The sequence below is a fragment of the Verrucomicrobiaceae bacterium genome (assembly GCA_016713035.1).
Taxonomy (GTDB): Bacteria; Verrucomicrobiota; Verrucomicrobiia; order Verrucomicrobiales; family Verrucomicrobiaceae; genus Prosthecobacter.
Map to the genome: position 1 here is coordinate 280,851 of JADJPW010000001.1, position 17,971 is coordinate 298,821.

At 58.9% G+C, this 17,971-nt stretch carries 15 protein-coding genes; 9 read left to right on the forward strand and 6 right to left on the reverse strand.

All coding sequences use genetic code 11. The annotated features are described in order from the left end of the window. Positions 1-291 precede the first annotated feature (291 nt). From IPK32_01220 to dcm, 4 genes are read left to right on the forward strand one after another with little or no spacing between them, the layout of a single operon-like run. Complete coding sequence (locus IPK32_01220) at positions 292-492, forward strand: hypothetical protein (GenBank protein MBK8090640.1); 201 nt, start codon at positions 292-294, stop codon at positions 490-492. After that, positions 489-1,391: a hypothetical protein gene (locus IPK32_01225; GenBank protein ID MBK8090641.1), complete on the forward strand. Its 903-nt coding sequence runs from the start codon at positions 489-491 to the stop codon at positions 1,389-1,391. The genes IPK32_01220 and IPK32_01225 overlap by 4 nt, the downstream gene beginning before the upstream one ends. Then, entirely contained in the window at positions 1,391-2,326 is a 936-nt protein-coding gene (locus IPK32_01230) for a hypothetical protein (protein ID MBK8090642.1), read from the forward strand. Before IPK32_01225 ends, IPK32_01230 begins: the two co-directional genes overlap by 1 nt. Continuing rightward, on the forward strand, positions 2,323-3,615 hold the full coding sequence (dcm, locus tag IPK32_01235; protein ID MBK8090643.1) for a DNA (cytosine-5-)-methyltransferase: 1,293 nt from the start codon (positions 2,323-2,325) through the stop codon (positions 3,613-3,615). Before IPK32_01230 ends, dcm begins: the two co-directional genes overlap by 4 nt. A gap of 1,164 nt (positions 3,616-4,779) precedes the next feature. Here the strand turns inward: dcm and IPK32_01240 are convergent. From IPK32_01240 to IPK32_01250, 3 genes are all read right to left on the reverse strand, one after another. Further along, complete coding sequence (locus IPK32_01240; protein ID MBK8090644.1) at positions 4,780-5,628, reverse strand: squalene/phytoene synthase family protein; 849 nt, start codon at positions 5,626-5,628, stop codon at positions 4,780-4,782. After that, a complete protein-coding gene (locus IPK32_01245; GenBank protein ID MBK8090645.1) occupies positions 5,625-6,725 on the reverse strand; it encodes a hypothetical protein in 1,101 nt (366 codons plus the stop codon). Before IPK32_01245 ends, IPK32_01240 begins: the two co-directional genes overlap by 4 nt. Positions 6,726-6,788: 63 nt before the next feature. After that, positions 6,789-7,703 carry a phosphatidate cytidylyltransferase gene (locus tag IPK32_01250; GenBank protein ID MBK8090646.1) on the reverse strand — a complete coding sequence of 305 codons (915 nt, stop codon included), beginning with the start codon at positions 7,701-7,703 and terminating at the stop codon, positions 6,789-6,791. Positions 7,704-7,804: 101 nt separating this feature from the next. Between IPK32_01250 and IPK32_01255 the strand changes: the two genes are divergently transcribed. The 3 genes from IPK32_01255 to purM all read left to right on the forward strand — a co-directional run bounded on the left by IPK32_01255 (position 7,805) and on the right by purM (position 10,894). After that, positions 7,805-8,431, forward strand: a complete 627-nt coding sequence (locus tag IPK32_01255; GenBank protein ID MBK8090647.1) for a LysM peptidoglycan-binding domain-containing protein — start codon at positions 7,805-7,807, stop codon at positions 8,429-8,431. A gap of 284 nt (positions 8,432-8,715) precedes the next feature. Next, positions 8,716-9,804, forward strand: a complete 1,089-nt coding sequence (locus IPK32_01260) for a sialidase (protein MBK8090648.1) — start codon at positions 8,716-8,718, stop codon at positions 9,802-9,804. An 88-nt stretch (positions 9,805-9,892) separates the two neighbouring features. Further along, complete coding sequence (gene purM / locus IPK32_01265) at positions 9,893-10,894, forward strand: phosphoribosylformylglycinamidine cyclo-ligase (GenBank protein ID MBK8090649.1); 1,002 nt, start codon at positions 9,893-9,895, stop codon at positions 10,892-10,894. 10 nt (positions 10,895-10,904) lie between these two features. Here purM and IPK32_01270 read toward each other — a convergent pair whose 3' ends face one another. Continuing rightward, complete coding sequence (locus IPK32_01270; protein ID MBK8090650.1) at positions 10,905-13,001, reverse strand: hypothetical protein; 2,097 nt, start codon at positions 12,999-13,001, stop codon at positions 10,905-10,907. A gap of 437 nt (positions 13,002-13,438) precedes the next feature. On the opposite strand from IPK32_01270, the gene IPK32_01275 reads away from it, so the two are divergent. After that, entirely contained in the window at positions 13,439-14,827 is a 1,389-nt protein-coding gene (locus IPK32_01275) for a sulfatase-like hydrolase/transferase (protein MBK8090651.1), read from the forward strand. A 106-nt stretch (positions 14,828-14,933) separates the two neighbouring features. After that, positions 14,934-15,701, forward strand: a complete 768-nt coding sequence (gene panB / locus IPK32_01280) for a 3-methyl-2-oxobutanoate hydroxymethyltransferase (GenBank protein MBK8090652.1) — start codon at positions 14,934-14,936, stop codon at positions 15,699-15,701. Between the two features lie 18 nt (positions 15,702-15,719). On the opposite strand, the gene IPK32_01285 is transcribed toward panB, so the two are convergent. Then, positions 15,720-16,319, reverse strand: coding sequence for a hypothetical protein (locus tag IPK32_01285; GenBank protein MBK8090653.1), 600 nt, complete (start codon positions 16,317-16,319; stop codon positions 15,720-15,722). A 37-nt stretch (positions 16,320-16,356) separates the two neighbouring features. Next, positions 16,357-17,964 carry a DUF1501 domain-containing protein gene (locus IPK32_01290; GenBank protein MBK8090654.1) on the reverse strand — a complete coding sequence of 536 codons (1,608 nt, stop codon included), beginning with the start codon at positions 17,962-17,964 and terminating at the stop codon, positions 16,357-16,359. Between the last annotated feature and the right edge of the window lie 7 nt (positions 17,965-17,971).

Genomic DNA, 17,971 nt, shown 5'->3' on the forward strand with positions numbered 1-17,971 from the left:
TAAAAAAAGGTTCCGGTGTCGCCATGATGAAGCTGGCCTGTCAAAAAAGCCCCCGACCCTTTCCTGCTGGCTCAGGTGGTGCCAGAGATTCAGCCACAGCATCCCGGAGGGAACATCCGTCAATTGTTGCACTCTGACATCGTTTCCTGCTGGCGTCGTTTCCTGAGATGAGTGCTGGCCCACAGTTTAGGGGCTACGATGGAGGGGGCACTTTTCCGCTACAGTCGCCAACATCAGCACTTGAGTTGCTGGCTATTTTGTTGATTGTCAGCACTCGCCTGAATTCTTCCCATGCCAATCCAAACGACCATCGCATACGAGGAAATCGACAATTTGTTGCTCGATCCCGAAAACCCGCGTCTGGGACGGCAAACATCGGGCAAGAAGCTAAGCCAAGAGGATCTCCTCGATGAAATGGCGCAGTGGAAGGTCGATGAACTAGCGATTTCATTTCTCTCGAGAATGGCGGTTTTTGGACTCAGGAGGCCTTGATCTGCATCAAGGGACCAAAGCCCGGCAAATTTGTTGTGGTGGAGGGCAATAGGCGACTCAGTGCATTGCTGCGGCTGCGTGATGCGTTCGACGGCAAGCCGGCAAGCCCAAAGTGGAAGGAGCTTGTTGACGGGCGGCACCCATCTAAGGGCTTGTTCAAGCAGATTCCCTACTTGCTGGCCCCAAGTCGGGACTCAGTGCAGGCGTTCCTGGGATTCAGACATGTTACCGGCATCGAACCTTGGGCACCTTCTGAGAAAGCTAAGTTCATTGCCAACATGGTAGAACAAGGCATGACATATGATGAGGTGCGACGAAAGATTGGGTCTACCAAGGAGGCGGTGTGTCGAAACTACGTAGCCCACAGACTCTACCTTCAAATTGAAGAGCAGGCCAACATTCCAAGGGAGAATTTTGAGGACCGATTCAGCGTCTTGTTTCTCTCACTGAGAACACAAGGGGTGAAGCAGTTTCTGCATATCGACCTAAATCTTCCGCCCGATAAGATAAAGGAGGGCGTGCCACAAAAGCACCTGAAGGCACTGCAAGATTTTGCCATCTGGCTGTTTGGTGATGACAAGAAGCTGCCTCTTTTTTCAGACTCCCGACAGGTGGACAAATTTGGCAAAGTGCTGGAGTCGGAGGAAGCCATCAAATATTTGAGAAGATCGCCAACGCCTAATTTTGAAGTAGCAGTCCGCATGTCGGGAGGCGACCTTCAAGAGGTTATTGATTTAGTTTATGAGGCAGCGGACAAGATTGAAGAAGCTTTACGGATTGCCCATCACCATTCAAAAAATGCCGAATTGGAGGAAGCCAGCAACCGCTTGGGCCGCAGCACCAAACAACTGCTCAAGCTATTTCCAAATACTCTTCGCACCCTTTGCTCTGACGACTGATGAAGTTGGAACTTCCCAGCGGCTTTCGCAAGCCTGACAATGACGATGCTGGTCCTCAGATCGAGCAAGCTTGTGATTGGATCGAAAGCGAAGTGCTTTTCCTCTCCTCACAGGTAACTCGCACAGAAGTGGGCGATTCCCTTGAAGAGTCTGGCATTCTTAATGGCGCAGAATCACGCGATTTTGCCGAAGAGCTTTGGCGTCGATTGAGAGAACGTATTCATCAGTCCGGCGGCAATTCTCCGTTCACCGTCAAAGATCAGACCATCAGTTCAAAAGTCAACACGTTCAAAGATGCTTCGTCCTATGCCTTTTGCCTTTTGGTTTCATATGCGCACCATCACAAAACATGGGCGACAAAGTGTAAATTCAAATACAACCTCCAAGGGGCTAATTTCGAAGACTTGGTATGTCCGGCCATGGGCAAGCTTTTTCCTGGGTGGACAGTCTATCCCACCGGATGGGCAAAAGGGCGCACAACTGGCGGGAGAAAAATCATACAAAATATCGCGGACCTCTTGTGTGGTAACATAGGTGATCTCAAAAGATGGACAAACCGCCAAGTCAAAGAGGCACAACTCGATGCATTGTGTTACCGATCCTTTCCCGATCAGCGTGGAAACCTTCCGGCCTTCTTTATTCAATGCGCGAGTGGTGCAAATTTAGAAAAAAAACTTCGTGAACCTGACATGGAGCTTTGGAATAAGCTGGTCTGCTTAGTGCCAGCAAGTTTACCGCGCCGAGCCGTGGTAACACCTAATGTGCTACCAAGGCGCAAATTTGATCATTTCGCCAACAAATCGAGCGGATTGTTGATCGACCGGCTGCGCATTGCGTCTGCTGGGCCTGAAAACGACTGGCTGGAAAAGACCACTCAAAAACGATTGAGTTCCTGGCTGACCGCTTATGTGAAAAAGCTTCCTTTCGCAGCATGAGCGAGCACAAAAAAAAGACCCTCCCCTTCAGGTTTATCGATTTGTTCGCAGGCCTTGGCGGGTTCCATCAGGCTGCGGCTAGGCTGGGCGGAAGATGCGTGTTTGCGTCTGAACTTAAGGAGCCTCTGCGGCAATTGTACGTGAAGAACTTCGGCCTTCTGCCAGATGGAGACATTCGGGACGTGGTGCCGACTGATGTCCCTGATCATGATCTGCTTTGTGCTGGCTTCCCGTGCCAGCCGTTCTCAAAGGCTGGTGAGCAGATGGGATGGAAGGATGCTGTGCGGGGCACCGTGTTTCACAACATTGTCGAAATTTTGCGAGCGAAACAACCAGCTTTGGTGCTGCTGGAAAATGTGGCGCACTTTGTCCATCATGATTCAGGCAACACCTATAGAAAAGTTCAGCAGGCGCTCACTGACTTGAATTATGATGTGCGCTACCATCAGTTCTCCCCTCATCAGTTCGGAGTACCGCAGATACGTGAGCGCATCTATATGCTCGCATCCAAAGTGCCTCTAACTGACTTCGAGTGGCCCACTCCCACTTTAGGCGATCTTGATCTTGTTTCGTGTCTCGATGTGAATCCTACTGATGCCCGAGCACTAAGCAGCCAAGTCAGCCGTTGCTTGGAGGTTTGGCAGGAGTTTCTGGACTTGTTTCCTGAGTCCGTGAAGCTCCCGTCGTTTCCAATTTGGAGCATGGAGTTTGGAGCAACTTACCCGACCACGTCTGAGACGTTGCACGAAGTGCCGCTCAAGAAATTGCGCGCTACGCATGGCTCCTTTGGGCAACCCTTGAGCCGACTATCCCTAGAGGACATCCTGGCAGCAGTACCAAGCCACTCACGTTCCTTAGTTGGGACCTTTCCGCGCTGGAAACAAATTTTCATCAAACAGAACCGTGAGTTTTATCTGGAGCACAAAGCCAAGCTGAAGAAATGGCTTCCCAAAATTCAACAGTTTCCGCCTAGCCTCCAAAAACTTGAGTGGAACTGCCAGGGCGAAGCCCGCAACATTTGGAAATACGTGATCCAGTTCCGGGCTTCTGGCGTCCGCATTAAGCGTCCAAGTACTTCGCCGTCACTTGTCGCAATGACAACCACCCAAGTCCCAATCATTGGCTGGGAGAAGCGCTACATGACCGCACGGGAATGTTCACGGCTTCAGTCGATGGGAAAACTTAAACATTTGCCTGAGGGCGAGGCAGCGTTTGAGGCCCTTGGTAACGCGGTTAATGTGGAAGTTGTCACTCGCATTTTATCGGAAGCATTGCGACTTCTTCAATAATACTTCACCAGCCCGTCCTTCCACAGAGCCTTAAGCTGATCGATGGGGAAATGGGGGGGGGCGACGTGCAACTGTCTGGCAAATCGTCTTTCCAGCATTGGCTGCCCGTCTGCTGGCAAAGGTGGCGCGGCAGGCTGAGGGCATCCGCGCTCCTGCCTTGGACTCTGGCGGTGTGGCTTCGCCGAAGACTGGGAGAGCGGCTTAGCCGCGAGACTGGGAGACTTAGACCTGCCCGCAGAACCTCTGCGGTGAACCTGCCTTGAACCGGGAGCGGAGTCGCGGACGACTTCACCCTGAGCGGGAGGCAAACTTGCTCCTGCTCTTGATCTGACTCTCTGCGCCGGGGAATCGAGTTGAGATGAAGAGCCAGCGCATGAGCACGATGACCGGGAGAGAACATCGAAAACCTGAGCGGGCTCAAGCGCGAACGAAGAATCCTGATCCCAGAACGAAGAACCCGGGAGGAGGAGAGCCGAGCGAAGCGAGACAGACTGCCGCAGGCAGCCCGAAGGGGAGCGAAGCGAATCAACGAGGAAGAGGAGGATTGCTCGGACCGCTGAGGCTCTAATCTCTGATCCATGAGCGTCCCGTTAGCGTCCTATCAGCGGTGAAGAAGTCATGGCCTTTTCATGCGTTGTTCTTTGGCACCTTTCCGAGCTCGCGCGGTGTGGCAATCAGGGAGGCGTTGGACGCTCAACGTTCAAGGACCCAGAACCAAGAACGACGAACGAAGAACAAGGAACCAAGATGAAGAGCAAGAGCGAGAGCAAGAAATGGAAGCTCGGGGGCTCAAAAACGGGGGAAGAACGTTCAACATCGAACGCTCAACATTCAACGTTCAAGAACCAAGAACAACGAACCAAGCACTCTTACCTCATCCGTATCATCTGTGGTGAAACCATCCGTTCATCCGTGGTAAAAAAGACGCTGAAGGATCGAGGACGAGGACGAACGTAGGCGGAGAGAGATGGAAGATGAGATCGGCCTCGTCGGAGGCTCCTAACTCCCGGCTAACTTGAATGATGAATCTACCGGTTTCTCAGATGACTCAGATAGGCTTCCATCTGTGAAATCTGCGCCATCTGGGGATACAATCTGAAATGACTCTCTCCTCCACAGCCCGACCTATCCTGATCGGTTGCTCCTGTTTTCCACAGAACTCACTCAGAGACCGAGCTTGGCCCGTAGGAGGTGTTTGGCGAGGATCCAGAGCTTGTGCGGGCGGCTGATGCGCACCCGCTGCTCAAAGACGGGGTAGTGGCTGGCGCGGAGTTTTTCGAGGATGGTGGAGTAGATTTCCGCCATGATCTCGGAGGCGGTGAGGCAGGGGCGGTCTGCATCCGGTAGGGCTCGCTGCGCGGCGTCGTAGTAGCCGCGGGCACGCTGATACTGGAATTCCATGAGCTGGAGGAACTGGTCACTGCTGCGACCGGCGAGGATGTCGGCCTCGGTGACGCCGAATTTCTGCAACTCGCTCTGCGGTAGGTAGATGCGGCCGGTGTCGCGGGCGTCCTGGCCGACATCACGCATGATGTTGGTGAGCTGGAGGGCGTAGCCGAGCTGGATGGCGTAGTCGCGTGTCTCCTGGCGCTGGCGGCCAAAGATCTCGATGCTGACGAGGCCGACGACGCTGGCGACTTTGTAGCAGTAGCCCAGGAGCTCCTCAAAGGTGGCGTAACGTGTCCGCGTGATGTCGGAGGCGACGCCTTCGATGATCTCGGCCAACCAAGCGCGGGGGAAGCCGTACTTCGCGGGCAGGGCCACGGCTTCATCGAGCACGGGGTGGCCGGGAGGGGTGCCCTCCAGCACGCAGCGTGTCCAGTGGGCGAGCTCGCGCTCTTTGGCATCCTCGGTGGTGGTGGGGTCGTCGGCGATGTCGTCCACCACGCGGCAGAAGGCGTAAAAGCGGATCATGTCGCGTTTGCGCTCTGGGGGCAGGCAGGCGAGTGCGAAGGCGAGATTCGACTTCGCACGGCTGGTGATTTGTTCCGGTGAAAGGGCGGCGCTGCTCATGGACGCGTCTTTTCCACGCTAGGCGCGGGATCGGCTGGAGGGTTGGTTGGAAAGCCGTGACGCAGCATGGCGAGGAGGGCAGCCAGACATAGCCAGCCATGCAGCATGGCAAGCACCAATGCACGCACCACCGCGACGATCTGGTGCAGGACGGCGTATTCCTCTGCCCCGGCCAATGCGAGGCCCATGTCCACCGCGTAGCGAGTCAGTGCGAGCCATGCCAGCGCGGTGGGGGCGAGCATGAGGAGCGGCAGCGCGGCATGCAGCAGCACGCGTAGCGCTACCGCGCCTGTCTGCCAGAAAGGGCTGCTACCCGGTGAGACAGCCACCGCCAGCGGCAGTGCGGCACACAGGATGAGTAGCTCCGGCAAGAGCCAGGCGGAGAACGTCTCTGCATCCGTATTCCAGCCGAGCCAGGCCATCCAGAGTAGATTGAAGCCGCCCAGGGCCACCACCCCCTGCCAGCGGGCAAAGGTGCTCTCCAGCGCCGCCACGGCATCACGCTCGGCATCGGTATCGGGTGGTTTTTCCCAGGCGATGACCAGTCGTGCGAGCCACACCTGCGTGCCCGCGACCATGAGGGCGATGTAGAGCGTTCTGGCGGCCATTTTGATCGTTTGCAGCCACTCGGGCAGCTCTGGCCGCAGGGCTGCCACGGCCTCCATAAGCAGCCACAGCACGCCTCCGGCCGAAAGGGCCACGAGGATGAGTTTTTGCTCCGGCACGGGCATGCGCTCGCCATAGCGATACGGCCAGCGCCAGACGCGGACAGCCAGTAGCACTAGGGAGAGCGGCAAAAGCAGCGCCAGCGGCCATGGCGGCACGAGTTGATGAAACAGCAGCGCAAAGTCGGTGAACGCATGGCGCAAAAGTGGCCGCCACAGGACAGCCCAGTCATTGAGCTCGATCCAGGTGAATGTCCCTGCCGCGTCCCAGCCCGCCAGCAGCGCTGCACCGGCCAGCATCAGCAGCAAAGACTGCCGCAAGCGCAGAAAATCCCACGCATCCGACAGCTCACGCCGCAGTGGGTGCCAGCGCAGATGGAGCGCTAGGCCGACCGCGCACGCGACGAGGGCGATGAGAGTGTGTGAGAGCATGTGGAGCCCCTGCTATGGATGCGAATCTCTGCCAAGTCACGCGCGGCGAGTTTGCTGCGCAGCTCACACCCCCAGCACTTGCAGATAAAAGTAAAACACCGGTGCCGTGAAGATGAGGCTGTCGGTCAGATCCAGGATGCCACCGATACCGGGGAGCTTATGCCCGCTGTCCTTGATCGCCACGCAGCGCTTCAGCACGGACTCGGCCAGATCGCCGCTCACAGCCACCGCACAGAGCAGCGGAGCCAGCACCATGGCGTGCATCCACGTCAGCGGAGCCAGTTTATCCGCCATCAGGCCCATCAGCAGTGCCGCACCGCCAAAGGCACCGAGAAAGGCACCCACCAGTCCCTCCCAGGACTTCGCCGGACTGATATGCGGGATCATTTTATGCCGACCAAACAGCACCCCGATGACATAGGCACCCATGTCGCTGAATTTTGTCACCAAGATGAGGAAAAGCGCCAGCCACAGCCCGCCCATGCCTGGCCCCGGACGACAATCCATCACCCGCAGCAGAAAGCCGAAGCTCACCACTCCATAGAGCGTGCCAAAGACCACCGCAAAGACCCGCCGCAGGGTGCGCTCCCCCTCCAGTTCTCGGCGGTAACTCAGTAAAAAACCACCCTGCAAACTGATCGTGAGTGCCACCAGATCCATCCACATCGGAGGCCCACCGCCCTCTGCCCCATGCTGCGCCATCCAGTAAAAAACCGCGATCCACCAGCCCAGAGCCACCAGCATGCCCAGCACCCCATGCGCACGCATATCCGCGCCCGCGCCCATCAGCCGGTGATACTCTGCGACACCTGCCAGACCAAAAAAAGCCATCACCCCGGCGATGCCCCACTCATTCTGCCAGAGCAGCGCCGCCACGATCACGCCCCAGAGGATCAGCGTCGAGGTGAGCCGCGCTGCAAAGACATGCCGCCGTGTTTTCGGTGGAGGGGCAGCAGCTACGGGTGCGGATTCGTTCATGTGATCGGGTATCGAGACTATTTAGAGCGTAGTGGCTGGATTTGGGCAATCACGCATTTTCAAGATTGGCAGTTCTGCCCTTTGAGCGCACAATGCACCGCATGGCAGCCTACATGATACAGCGCGGCGACACCCCCACCGGTATCGCCAGGAAGCACGGCATGAGCTTTGATGACTTCAAAGCCATGAACCCCGGCCTCTGCGATGCACAGAACCACTGCCGCATCCTCTTCCCAGGCCAAGTCGTGCAAGTCCGCAGCACGGCAGCGAGCCCGCAGCGCCCCGCTACCGCTGGGCAGGCCTTTGCCCCCCAGGCCCCGCCGTGGATGGAGATCGCGCTGCGTGAGCAGGGCGTGGCAGAGTGGAGTCCGGGCGATAATCCGCGCATCGTCGAGTATCTCGCCAGTGTCGGCATCCGTGGTGGGGATGAGACGAGCTGGTGTGCCGCTTTTGTGAACTGGTGCATCCGCAAAGCAGGCTTTAAGGGTCATCAGACAGGCCTCGCGGGGCCATGGATCAGCTATGGAAGAGCCGTGGCCCCCACCTACGGCTGCATCGTCGTCACGCAGCCGCTTTCCGCAGGTGCCAGCGGCCACATCGGCTTCCTCCACGCACTCGATGAGCGGAATGCCTGGCTGCTCAGCGGCAACAGCGCCAACCGCGTCCGCATCTCCGCCTACTCCCGCTCCAAGCTCGCCGCCGGTCAGTGCTTCCGCTGGCCAGCGTGAGTGGCCAGTGTGCGAAAGATGCGCCAGCATGGCAGCCATCTCGCTCCGCGAGATGAGCCAAAGCGCATGCGGACAGCTGCTTTGGCATGCTTGATGGCAAAGCATTCTGCTAGCCACGCCCTCCGTTCATCTCGCGGAGCGAGAGGACTACTTTGCTTCGCCTTGATTGCACACGCTGGGATAGCAAACGCAGCCTAGCTTTTCTGAAGCGTGGCCGCAGGTCCGCTGTCCGTTCCTTTTGGGTCAAACGCCAGAGTGGACTTTGGGCGACGTATTGGGTTGGCATGAAAAAACTCCTTTTGGCTCTTTGGGTGGTCGGTTCTCCCTGCGTGTGCTCGGCGGCGGGTGATGGGCCGTTTTCGGTGATTCCGGCTGAGTTTGAGGCGGTGGAGGCTCCGGGGCGGTCGCCGCTGCTGTTTCGCGATGGTTCGGCAGTGAAATCGGCGGCGGATTGGGAACGGCGAAAGGCGGAAATCCGCCGCGAATGGACGGAGATCATGGGTGCATGGCCGCAGGTGATCGAAAGGCCCCGGATGGAGATTTTGGAAACGAAGGCCCGTGAGGAGGGCATCACGCAGCAGAAAATACGGATCGAAACGGGCCCTGGGCAGATGGGGGATGGCTATCTGCTGATCCCCGATCGTGCGGGGAAGCGACCGGCGGTGTTTGTGCCCTATTATGATGCGGAGACGAGCTGCGGCATCGGTGAGAAGCCGCTGCGTGACTTTGCCTGGCAGCTCGCACGGCGTGGTTTTGTGGCGCTGGCCATCGGCTCACCGGGCGGGGATGCGCGGAAGCCAGTCATGAGCGCGGGGGCGCAGTGTCAGCCGCTTTCTTACTTGGGGTATATCTGTGCGAATATGTGGCAGGCGCTGGCGGCGCTGCCGCAGGTGGATGCGGAGCGTATCGGTGTGCTGGGGCATTCGTATGGCGGGAAGTGGTCGCTTTTTGGCTCCTGCCTGTGGGAAAAGTATGCCTGCGCGGCCTGGAGTGATCCTGGGATTGTGTTTGAGGAGACACGCGGCAGCATCAATTACCAGGAGCCGTGGTATCTGGGGCTCGATCCCGCACTCACGCGGAAGCCGGGGCTGGTGCGGTCGGATAGTCCGCGCACGGGGGCCTATCGGGTGCTGGTGGAGCGTGGGCATGATCTCCAGGAGCTGCATGCGCTGATGGCTCCGAGGCCGTTTTTGGTGTCTGGCGGGGCGGAGGACCCGCCGCGCCGCTGGGCGGTGCTGAAGCATGCCATGGCGGTGAATCGCCTGCTGGGCTTCACCGGCCGGGTGAGCATGACGAACCGTGAAAAGCATGACCCGAACGAGGAATCGAACGAGGCGATTTACCGCTTTATGGAGCATTGGCTGCGGCCTTGAGCCTTTTGGGGCGGGTTTGGCCTTCTGGTGGGCAATTGAAGAGGGAAATTGACCAGGGGGGCCTACCGCGCTAAACCCGGTCTCCCCCATGAGCACCCAAGCAGCCGCCCACACCTACAAACAAGCCGGAGTCGATATTCACGAAGCAGCCTCTCTCGTCGATGACATCGGCGTGCTGGTGAAGCGCACCCAGCGCAATCGCAAGCTGGCGAACCCTTTTGGCCTCTTTGCGGCGGCGTATGACCTGAGTGGCTACAAGGCACCGATCATCGTGACGGGCTGCGATGGCGTGGGCACGAAGCTGGAGCTGCTACTGGAGCATGATTTGCTGGAAGTCGCGGGCAAGGATCTGGTGGCGATGAATGTGAACGACGTTCTGACCACTGGCGCGGACCCGATCATGTTCCTGGACTACGTGGGTATCCCGAAAATCGAGAAGCAGCAGATTTACCGCATCATCGCCGGCATGACGGACTACCTAGAGGCCTGCGACTGCGTGCTGGCTGGCGGTGAGACGGCTGAGATGCCCGGTATGGTGCCTGCGGGCATGGTGGAGCTGAGCGGATTCGCCATCGGCGCGGCGGAGAAGCCTGATTTGCTCGATCCCGGCACGATCCAGGCCGGTGATGTGCTGGTGGGCTGGGCGAGTGCTGGCTTCCACGCGAATGGTTTCAGTCTGGTGCGCCGCATCATCGCTGCGGAGAAGCTGAGCTTTACCCAGGATGAGATGCGCACGCTGCTGCTGCCGACTTTGCTCTACCATGAGCAGACGAGGGCGCTGAAGGCTGCTGGCGTGCGTCCGCGTGCGATGGCGCACATCACGGGCGGTGGTCTGCCAGAGAATCTGGGCCGCATCTTTGTGAAACGCGGCCTCGGAGCGAAGCTGCGCATTCCGTATTGGGAGAATGATGTGGCGCAGCGTGTGCTGCGGCATGCTGACCCGTCCGACGCCTTTGATACCTTCAACATGGGTCTGGGCTGGGTAGCGATCCTGAAGGCTGATGACGTGGACAAGGCTCTGGCCTGTGGTGCCAAGGTGATCGGTGAAATGGACACCAGCGCCACCGTGACGGTGGAGGTGGTGAAGTAATCCTCGCTCTCTACAAGGCCATTTTGCGCTGAATCGCCGTCTGGGGCGAGAGGCTGAGCTTTCGGCTCATGAACTCATGCGGCAACAGCACCTCGGTGGCTCCACTGAGGCAGCTACCACCCATGAAGTGGTTTTCTGCCTGCTCGGCGGTTTCACACAGCCATGCATAGCTGCGGTGATACAGGCTGAGAAAGGCATCCACGTAGGGGGCGATGTTTTCAGATGCCTGCGAGGCCATTTCGAGCGCGATGGCCTTCATCTCCGCTGCGGTGGCGGCGCTGATGCCTGCGGAGGAACTCTGCGGCAGAGGACGCGGGAGTAGGTGGTCATTGAGCGATACAGTCCTACCATCCTCCGCGAAGGGATAGACCGCTCCATCCATGGTGGCGATGACTTGGTGGATGAGATTGAGCATCTTCGGCACGATGGACTGAAGCGCGGCGAGCAGGGCACCGGGGTCATCCATGTTGGTGAAGCGGGCACCGAGGGTCTGGAAGCCGAAAAAGATGGTCAGCAGCTCACGGAAGGATGGTAGGGCTCCGCACATGGCCTCAAAGATGGTGACCCAGCCGGGTAGGGTCTCGCGGCGCTTCAGCAGCTCGGGCGTGAGCGCACTCTCCTGCGCCCACCAGATCAGCCCCAGGGCGGAGGCGAAGCGGCACTCCAGGGTGCGCTCGCGGTCCTGGAGCGGGCCTTCCATGTTCTCCATGACCAGGCGCTGGCGGGATGATTCTGTGCGCAGCACGGCGGGGGTCGAGTCCTCTGTGGCGAACTGGGCACGCGATACGGCAAATCCCGCTGTACTGAGCACCGCAGCGGCCTCCAGGTCCCGGCGGCGCTGCCAGGCGATGTTCCACTCCTGGAGTGCGGCGCGGTGCTGCGGTCCCCAGAGCAGGAGTTCCTGGCGGACGCGGAGGATTTCTCTGACCAGGGCTGCCCGTTCGCTGGCGGCGGCGTGGGTGGGCCCCAGGCCGCACATGGCACGCTCAGGATGCGCCATTCCGCCAAAGTAACGCCGGATGGCGAGCAGGCACTCGTCTTCCCGGCGGTTCTGATGCAGCACCTCCTCATCGGCGACCATGCGGAACTCATTCAAATTCAGCTCCAAGTCGTGCTGGTAGTGGAAGTAGGTGGCCTGGCGGGACATTTCGACGAAGTTTTTCAAAATCGTGGCCGCTGGCTGGGTGGCGGGCAGGTGAGCGACGAGGAAGGCCCCCTTTGCCCCAGCGGACTCCGCCGCATTAGGGACCTCCGAGACACCTGGCAGGGCACCGCTGCGGGCTTTTTCGGAGGCGGATTCTCGCATGGAGTGCGCCACATGGCGGGCGATGAGAAGGGACAGGTTTTCTGGCAGGCGATACTGGCTAATGCCGCGGCGGACTTCGGTTTTCGCTGCCTCCCAGGCATTCGCGAGACCACTGAGCTTGTGCTGCATGCGCCGCATTCCCTCAGCCCCGATGACATTCGCTCCGCAGCGATTCGCCGCGTGATCCATGAGCCAAAAGGCCAGTTTTGCCGAGCTACGGGCAGCCAGCGCCAGGATCAAAAAGGGCACCTTGGCCAGCCACATCCAGGCGCGTGTGATGTTACGCACTAGACGTTGCATGAGTGTTTCCTTTTTTGCCTTAGGTTCAAGCAAATGCATCACCCACGGGTCACGTTCCATCGCGGCTTGATAATACCAATTGTCCAGCTCCCGTATGGCATGGACAAAGAGTGTACCCACTCCTCCAGAGGCATAGCCCAGTTCCTTTGCCAGTAGTCCGGCCAACTCCTTTGCAGTGATCACAGAAATGACCGGCATGCCCAGATGCAGCACCGATTGGCCGGTGAGAATGCCCTTTAATCCGCCCAACATGCCGGTGCGGACGCTGATCGAGGTATCCAGCCAAACTTCCGAAGGAGGGGCCACCCGCAGGTGCCAGCAGAACAGGTGGATTAAATCAAAAAGCTGCGGCTGCGTGCCAGGAAAGACCTGCATCGCCACTTTGGGGCCGCCCCGCCGAGTGCGCAGAGGCCGCAGCATGAAGAGCCAAGTCACCCCTAATCCGAAGAAATACATCCAGTGCTGAACCAGCTCCCAGTGTAGGATACCCTGGAATGCCATCACCTTCGTCAAGGTATGTAATTCAAGGCATATCCAGACAAAAAGAAGCGCTAAAAACGTTACATAACTCACAAGGAGCCCGACCGTGATCGTCGCGGATAGCGCTAGTGTCGCCAACATCAACGGCCCTCGCCAGGGTGCGATACGCACCCGCTGCGGAGGCGGAGTTGGTGTTTTGTCGTGGGACGACATGAAATGGGATCAGAAAGGTCAGATTCAGGCAATCTCTGATAATTAAGTTTAATAAACATGGTTTTTCTAGTTCTAAATCATAATTTGATCATTTTTTGAGTAATTTACCTCAATTGAAGACATTCGAGCAACGTGAACGGAGTTACGCAATGGTAAGATACTTAACTTTTTAGGCGTTACTTGCCTGCATGAGACCTCCCAAGCCTGCCCGCCCCGTTGCCGCGCTTCTTTCACTTGCCACAGGCATGCTTTTCCACCTCCAGGCTGCACCAAAGCCTACCAATGTGGTCTTCATTCTGACTGATAACCAGGGTGCATGGACCCTCGGATGTTACGGCAACCCAGACATCCGCACTCCGCACATCGACCGACTTTCTGCGGAAGGCATGCGCTTTACCCGAGCACTGAGCAGCAATCCCGTGTGCTCCCCCACTAGGGCCACCTTCCTCACCGGGCTGATCCCATCGCAGCACGGCGTCCATAGCTTCCTAGACCCGAAATTCATGATGGGGCCAGAGGCCTACAACACCCTCCAGGAGTTCACCTCCATCAGCGAAGTCCTGCATGATTCCGGCTACGAATGTGGGCTCAGTGGAAAATGGCACCTCGGGGCCAACATGAGCCCCTGTGAGGGATTCACCACATGGACGACCAAGCCAGATGGCAGCACCCAGGAGTTCTATGACCAGAAAGTCATCGAAAATGGCCAAATCCGCATCGAACCGGGCTACACCACGGATTTTTGGACGCGGAAGGCGGTCGAATTCCTCGACACTCGGGCCAAGGACAAGCCCTTCTTCCTTTTCCTGGCCTACAATGGCCCCTATTCGCTGGGGAATCTGATGCTCAAAGAAGCCCGCAACCGCCACGCCGCCTACTACACGGACAAGCCGCTTCACAGCTTCCCCCGTGACAGCATGCACCCCTGGCAGTTCGCCAATAAAGCCTTTCACAACACCGATGCAGGCCGCCGCCGCATGGCTGCGGAGGTCAGCGGCGTGGATGACGGCGTGGGCACCGTGATGGCCGCACTGAAGGAGCGGGGGCTCGATCAGGACACGCTCATCGTTTACTCCAGTGATCAGGGCTGGATGGGCGGCCAAAATGGCATCTGGGGCATGGGCGACCATACGAAGCCGACAGGTGCGCATGAGCTCATGATGCAGATCCCCCTGCTTTTCCGCCATCCGGGCCAAATCCCGGCTGCATCCACCTGCGATGCCTTGGTGAGCAACTACGACTTCATGCCCTCCCTGCTCGGCTACCTGGGGCTGGGGCAAAAAATGCCCACCAAGCCGAAAAGCCCCGGACGGGACTTCTCCCCTGCCCTACGTGGCCAGCCGCTGCAAAACTGGGACAACACCATCTTTTACGAAATGGAGTACTGCCGTGCGATCCGTGAGGACCGCTGGAAATACGTCTCCCGCATACCCGCTGGCCCCTATGAGCTCTACGACATGCAGAGTGATCCGCAGGAGCGATTTAACCTGCACGGCCAACCTGGCACCGAGGAGGTCGAATCTGGCCTAAAAAGCCGTCTTGAGGCCTTTTTTGCCCGCTATGCGGACCCGCAATACGATCTGTGGAAAGAGGGCCACTCCAAAGCAAAGCTCCATACCGCCAAGGAGCCGTAAATCACTGGGAACACGCCATTTTCCCGCACAGAGCATGGTGCGGTGTATCTTTCTTGCCTCCCAGGCTCTAGCGCGGCAGTCTGCGGGCCATTTTTCTTCCTTCATCATGCTCCGCTCTCTGTCTGATCTCCCTGCCCGAAAACGCAGCGGCCCGCCCCTGGCGGTGCTCACGGCGTATGATTACCCCACTGCCCGCGTGATCGACGAGGCCGGGATCGATCTGATCCTGGTGGGGGACTCACTCGGGATGGTGGTGCATGGTTTACCAGATACGACTGGGGTGACGCTGGAGATGATGGAGATGCACACACGGGCGGTATGCCGCGGCGTGCAGCGTGCACCAGTGATCGCGGACATGCCGCACCACACTTACCGCACGGTAAAGGAGGCCCTAGAGACGGCCCAGCGCCTGATGGCCTGCGGTGCCTCTGCGGTGAAGCTGGAGGGCGGCATCACGATGCTGCCGCAGATCCGCGCTATCCTGGAGGCGGGTATCCCCTTCATCGGCCATATCGGCATGCTGCCCCAAAGCGTGCGTGAGGAGGGCGGATACAAGAAAAAGGGCAAGACGCAGGAGCAAATCGATCGTCTCCACGCCGATGCACTGGCTCTGGATGAGGTGGGAGTGCCTGCGATGGTGCTGGAGAGCATCGTGCCAGCCGTCGCTGCGGACATCACCGGCCGCATCCGCTCCTGCACCATCGGTATCGGAGCTGGGGACAGCACAGATGGCCAAGTGCTCGTGACGCCAGATATTTTGGGCTCCTATCCGTGGTTCCGACCGCCCTTTGCCAAAGCACGGGCTGATCTGGCAGGTGAAACCGCCCGAGCTGTGAGGGAGTACATCGCCGCTGTGCGCGGAAAAGCTCCGTAGCCGTCTGAAAATGGCTGATTAGCGGGTGACGATGTCGTCCGCGTTGTGCATTATTTTGTCAGGCCCAGCGGAGCGGATTTCCATCTCGGTGGCGGAGTTCGCGTGGAAAAAATACGGGGTACCCCAGGTGTCGAGCAGCTCGCCTGCTGCGTTCATTCGGCGTGCGGCAGGGAGGTAATTTGCAGCGGCGGCATTGCCCCCGTTGAGAGCTTTGGTGATCTCGGCGTTGGTGCCGGTGGGGTTACCTCCGAGACGCTGGCTGTAGTTGCGGATGTTGAGGGCGACTTCTTCGGCTTCTTCGCGGGCGGGATCAGGCTGGTTGGTGTCGGCGTAGCCTCCAGGGATTTTCACGGGAGGTGGCGGAGGGGCCTCGATGCGCTTGAAGGTGCCGGGCTGTGCAGGTGAGAGGACAGCCTGGACTTGCGCAGGACTGGTGATGGGCGCTGGGGCTGGTGGAGGGGGCAGCGAGGCGGTTTTTTGCGACGGTGGGGCAGTTTGCGCGGCTTTTGGAGTCGAAGCAGGTGTTTCGGAAATACCGGGGGCCACTGGACGGGCAAACCAGTAAAGCGCTACGGTGAGACCGAGGAGCAGGAGGAGCTTCCAGATAGATTTTTTCATGGTGGAGGTTTTTGCTCTCCAGCTAGGTCGCCTCTGGTCACGCGGGCTTCATGAAGCCGATGTATTTGTTGCCGAAGGAGGTGTTGAAGCGACTGATGTTGGGGAGAAGGCTACCGATCTCGTTCGCATCAAGGCCATACCACTGGGCGAGGGTGGCGGTGTGCTCATCGACGGAGAGCGTCGGGAGCCAGCGGCCGGTACCGGTGTCATCGGGGCCATTGATGGCGAAGGTGGGTAACTTGCCGAACATTTTGCCGCCATCGACGGCTCCACCGACGATGATGTGGTGACTGCCCCAGCCGTGGTCGCTACCCTGGCTGTTGGAGGGGAAGGTACGTGAGAAGTCGGAGGCAGTGAAGGCCGTGACGCCCGTGGAGTAAGGCTTGGCGGGATCACCATTGTCGAGCTGCTCCATGGCCCGCTGGAAGGCGAACATGGCTTCGCTGATCTGCCGCAGGAGACCGTAGTGGGTGCCGCCAGTGTTGGTGGGCTGATTGGTGAATCCTGGGCCATCTACCTGAGCGGTGTGCGTGTCGAAGCCACCTGCGGTGACATAGAATATCTGGCGCTTCATGTCGAAGCCTGTGGGGCCGTTGGCAGCGATGAGACGGGCGACCATTGTAAGCTGTGTGCCCAAGGTGGTGTTGGGGAAGCCGCCGAGACCGCTGGGCTGAACGGTGGTGGTGTATATGCCGGTGAGGCCGGTATTCCAGCGCCAAGGAGCGGCGGCATCTTGAACCGGATTTCCTGGTCCATAGCCTGCGGGTGAGTCAGTCGGGTCGCGGTATGGGCCGATGTTGGTGTTGAGGTCATCCCCCACTTTAATGGCGTTATCCAAAACCTTGGCATAGGCCTGACGCTGGAGGTTGGAGTTGGGGAGGGCCATGATCTCTTTCATGGCTTGGACGCGTGCTCCGGTGCCGCTCATCATGGCTCCGCCACTGAGCGAGACGGCTCCGGTGGTGGCGACGTGGTATTGGGAGACGAGGTTGCCGATTTCAAAGGTGTTGGCTCCGGCGATGGAGACATTCATGGAAATCTTGCCGCTGGGATTGGCGACGGAGTCGTAGATGTCCGCGACACGACCACCCCAGCCCGTGGTGGGGGGCACATCGGGGATGGAGGTCTGCCAATGGGTGACCTGATCACTGTGGGAGAAGAGTTGCGGTGGACGATAGGCAGCGAGGCCGGAGGTGTAGTTCGCCTTGGTGGTGGGTCGAACGAGGGTCCCGATGTTCTGCACGATAGCGAGCTTCTGTTCGCCAAAGAGGGTCTGGAGCCGTGAACAAGCGGGGTGGAAGCCATAGGTGCGTCCCTGGTAGCTATAGGTGGGATCGGTGCCGAGCGGGCCAGTTCGCAAGGGCAAAAGGGAACTCTGTGGAAGAACGAGGTTCCCACGAGCGGCGGCGTATTCGCCGTAGGTCGTGTTATCGGTGGGGACGATCCAGTTGTTGGCATCGTTTCCACCACCGAGGAAGACGCAGACGAGGGCTTTGTAGGGGCCACTGGGGTTGGGATTCTGCGCGGCCATGAGGGAATTCATGAGCCGGAAGTCACGAATGGTACCAGCGCAGGCACCCGCGCTACCGAGCACAGCGGCGCGGCGAAGAAAACTACGACGGGTGAGGATGTTGGGAGAGTTCATGGGATGA

What these genes read in the sequence shown, in the direction of transcription:
- IPK32_01220 (MBK8090640.1), top strand. Translation starts at nt 292, where the DNA reads ATGCCAATCCAAACGACCATCGCATACGAGGAAATCGACAATTTGTTG.
- IPK32_01230 (MBK8090642.1), top strand. Translation starts at nt 1,391, where the DNA reads ATGAAGTTGGAACTTCCCAGCGGCTTTCGCAAGCCTGACAATGACGAT.
- dcm (MBK8090643.1), top strand. Translation starts at nt 2,323, where the DNA reads ATGAGCGAGCACAAAAAAAAGACCCTCCCCTTCAGGTTTATCGATTTG.
- IPK32_01240 (MBK8090644.1), bottom strand. Translation starts at nt 5,628, where the DNA reads ATGAGCAGCGCCGCCCTTTCACCGGAACAAATCACCAGCCGTGCGAAG.
- IPK32_01245 (MBK8090645.1), bottom strand. Translation starts at nt 6,725, where the DNA reads ATGCTCTCACACACTCTCATCGCCCTCGTCGCGTGCGCGGTCGGCCTA.
- IPK32_01250 (MBK8090646.1), bottom strand. Translation starts at nt 7,703, where the DNA reads ATGAACGAATCCGCACCCGTAGCTGCTGCCCCTCCACCGAAAACACGG.
- IPK32_01255 (MBK8090647.1), top strand. Translation starts at nt 7,805, where the DNA reads ATGGCAGCCTACATGATACAGCGCGGCGACACCCCCACCGGTATCGCC.
- IPK32_01260 (MBK8090648.1), top strand. Translation starts at nt 8,716, where the DNA reads ATGAAAAAACTCCTTTTGGCTCTTTGGGTGGTCGGTTCTCCCTGCGTG.
- purM (MBK8090649.1), top strand. Translation starts at nt 9,893, where the DNA reads ATGAGCACCCAAGCAGCCGCCCACACCTACAAACAAGCCGGAGTCGAT.
- IPK32_01270 (MBK8090650.1), bottom strand. Translation starts at nt 13,001, where the DNA reads ATGGCATTCCAGGGTATCCTACACTGGGAGCTGGTTCAGCACTGGATG.
- IPK32_01275 (MBK8090651.1), top strand. Translation starts at nt 13,439, where the DNA reads ATGCTTTTCCACCTCCAGGCTGCACCAAAGCCTACCAATGTGGTCTTC.
- panB (MBK8090652.1), top strand. Translation starts at nt 14,934, where the DNA reads ATGCTCCGCTCTCTGTCTGATCTCCCTGCCCGAAAACGCAGCGGCCCG.
- IPK32_01285 (MBK8090653.1), bottom strand. Translation starts at nt 16,319, where the DNA reads ATGAAAAAATCTATCTGGAAGCTCCTCCTGCTCCTCGGTCTCACCGTA.
- IPK32_01290 (MBK8090654.1), bottom strand. Translation starts at nt 17,964, where the DNA reads ATGAACTCTCCCAACATCCTCACCCGTCGTAGTTTTCTTCGCCGCGCC.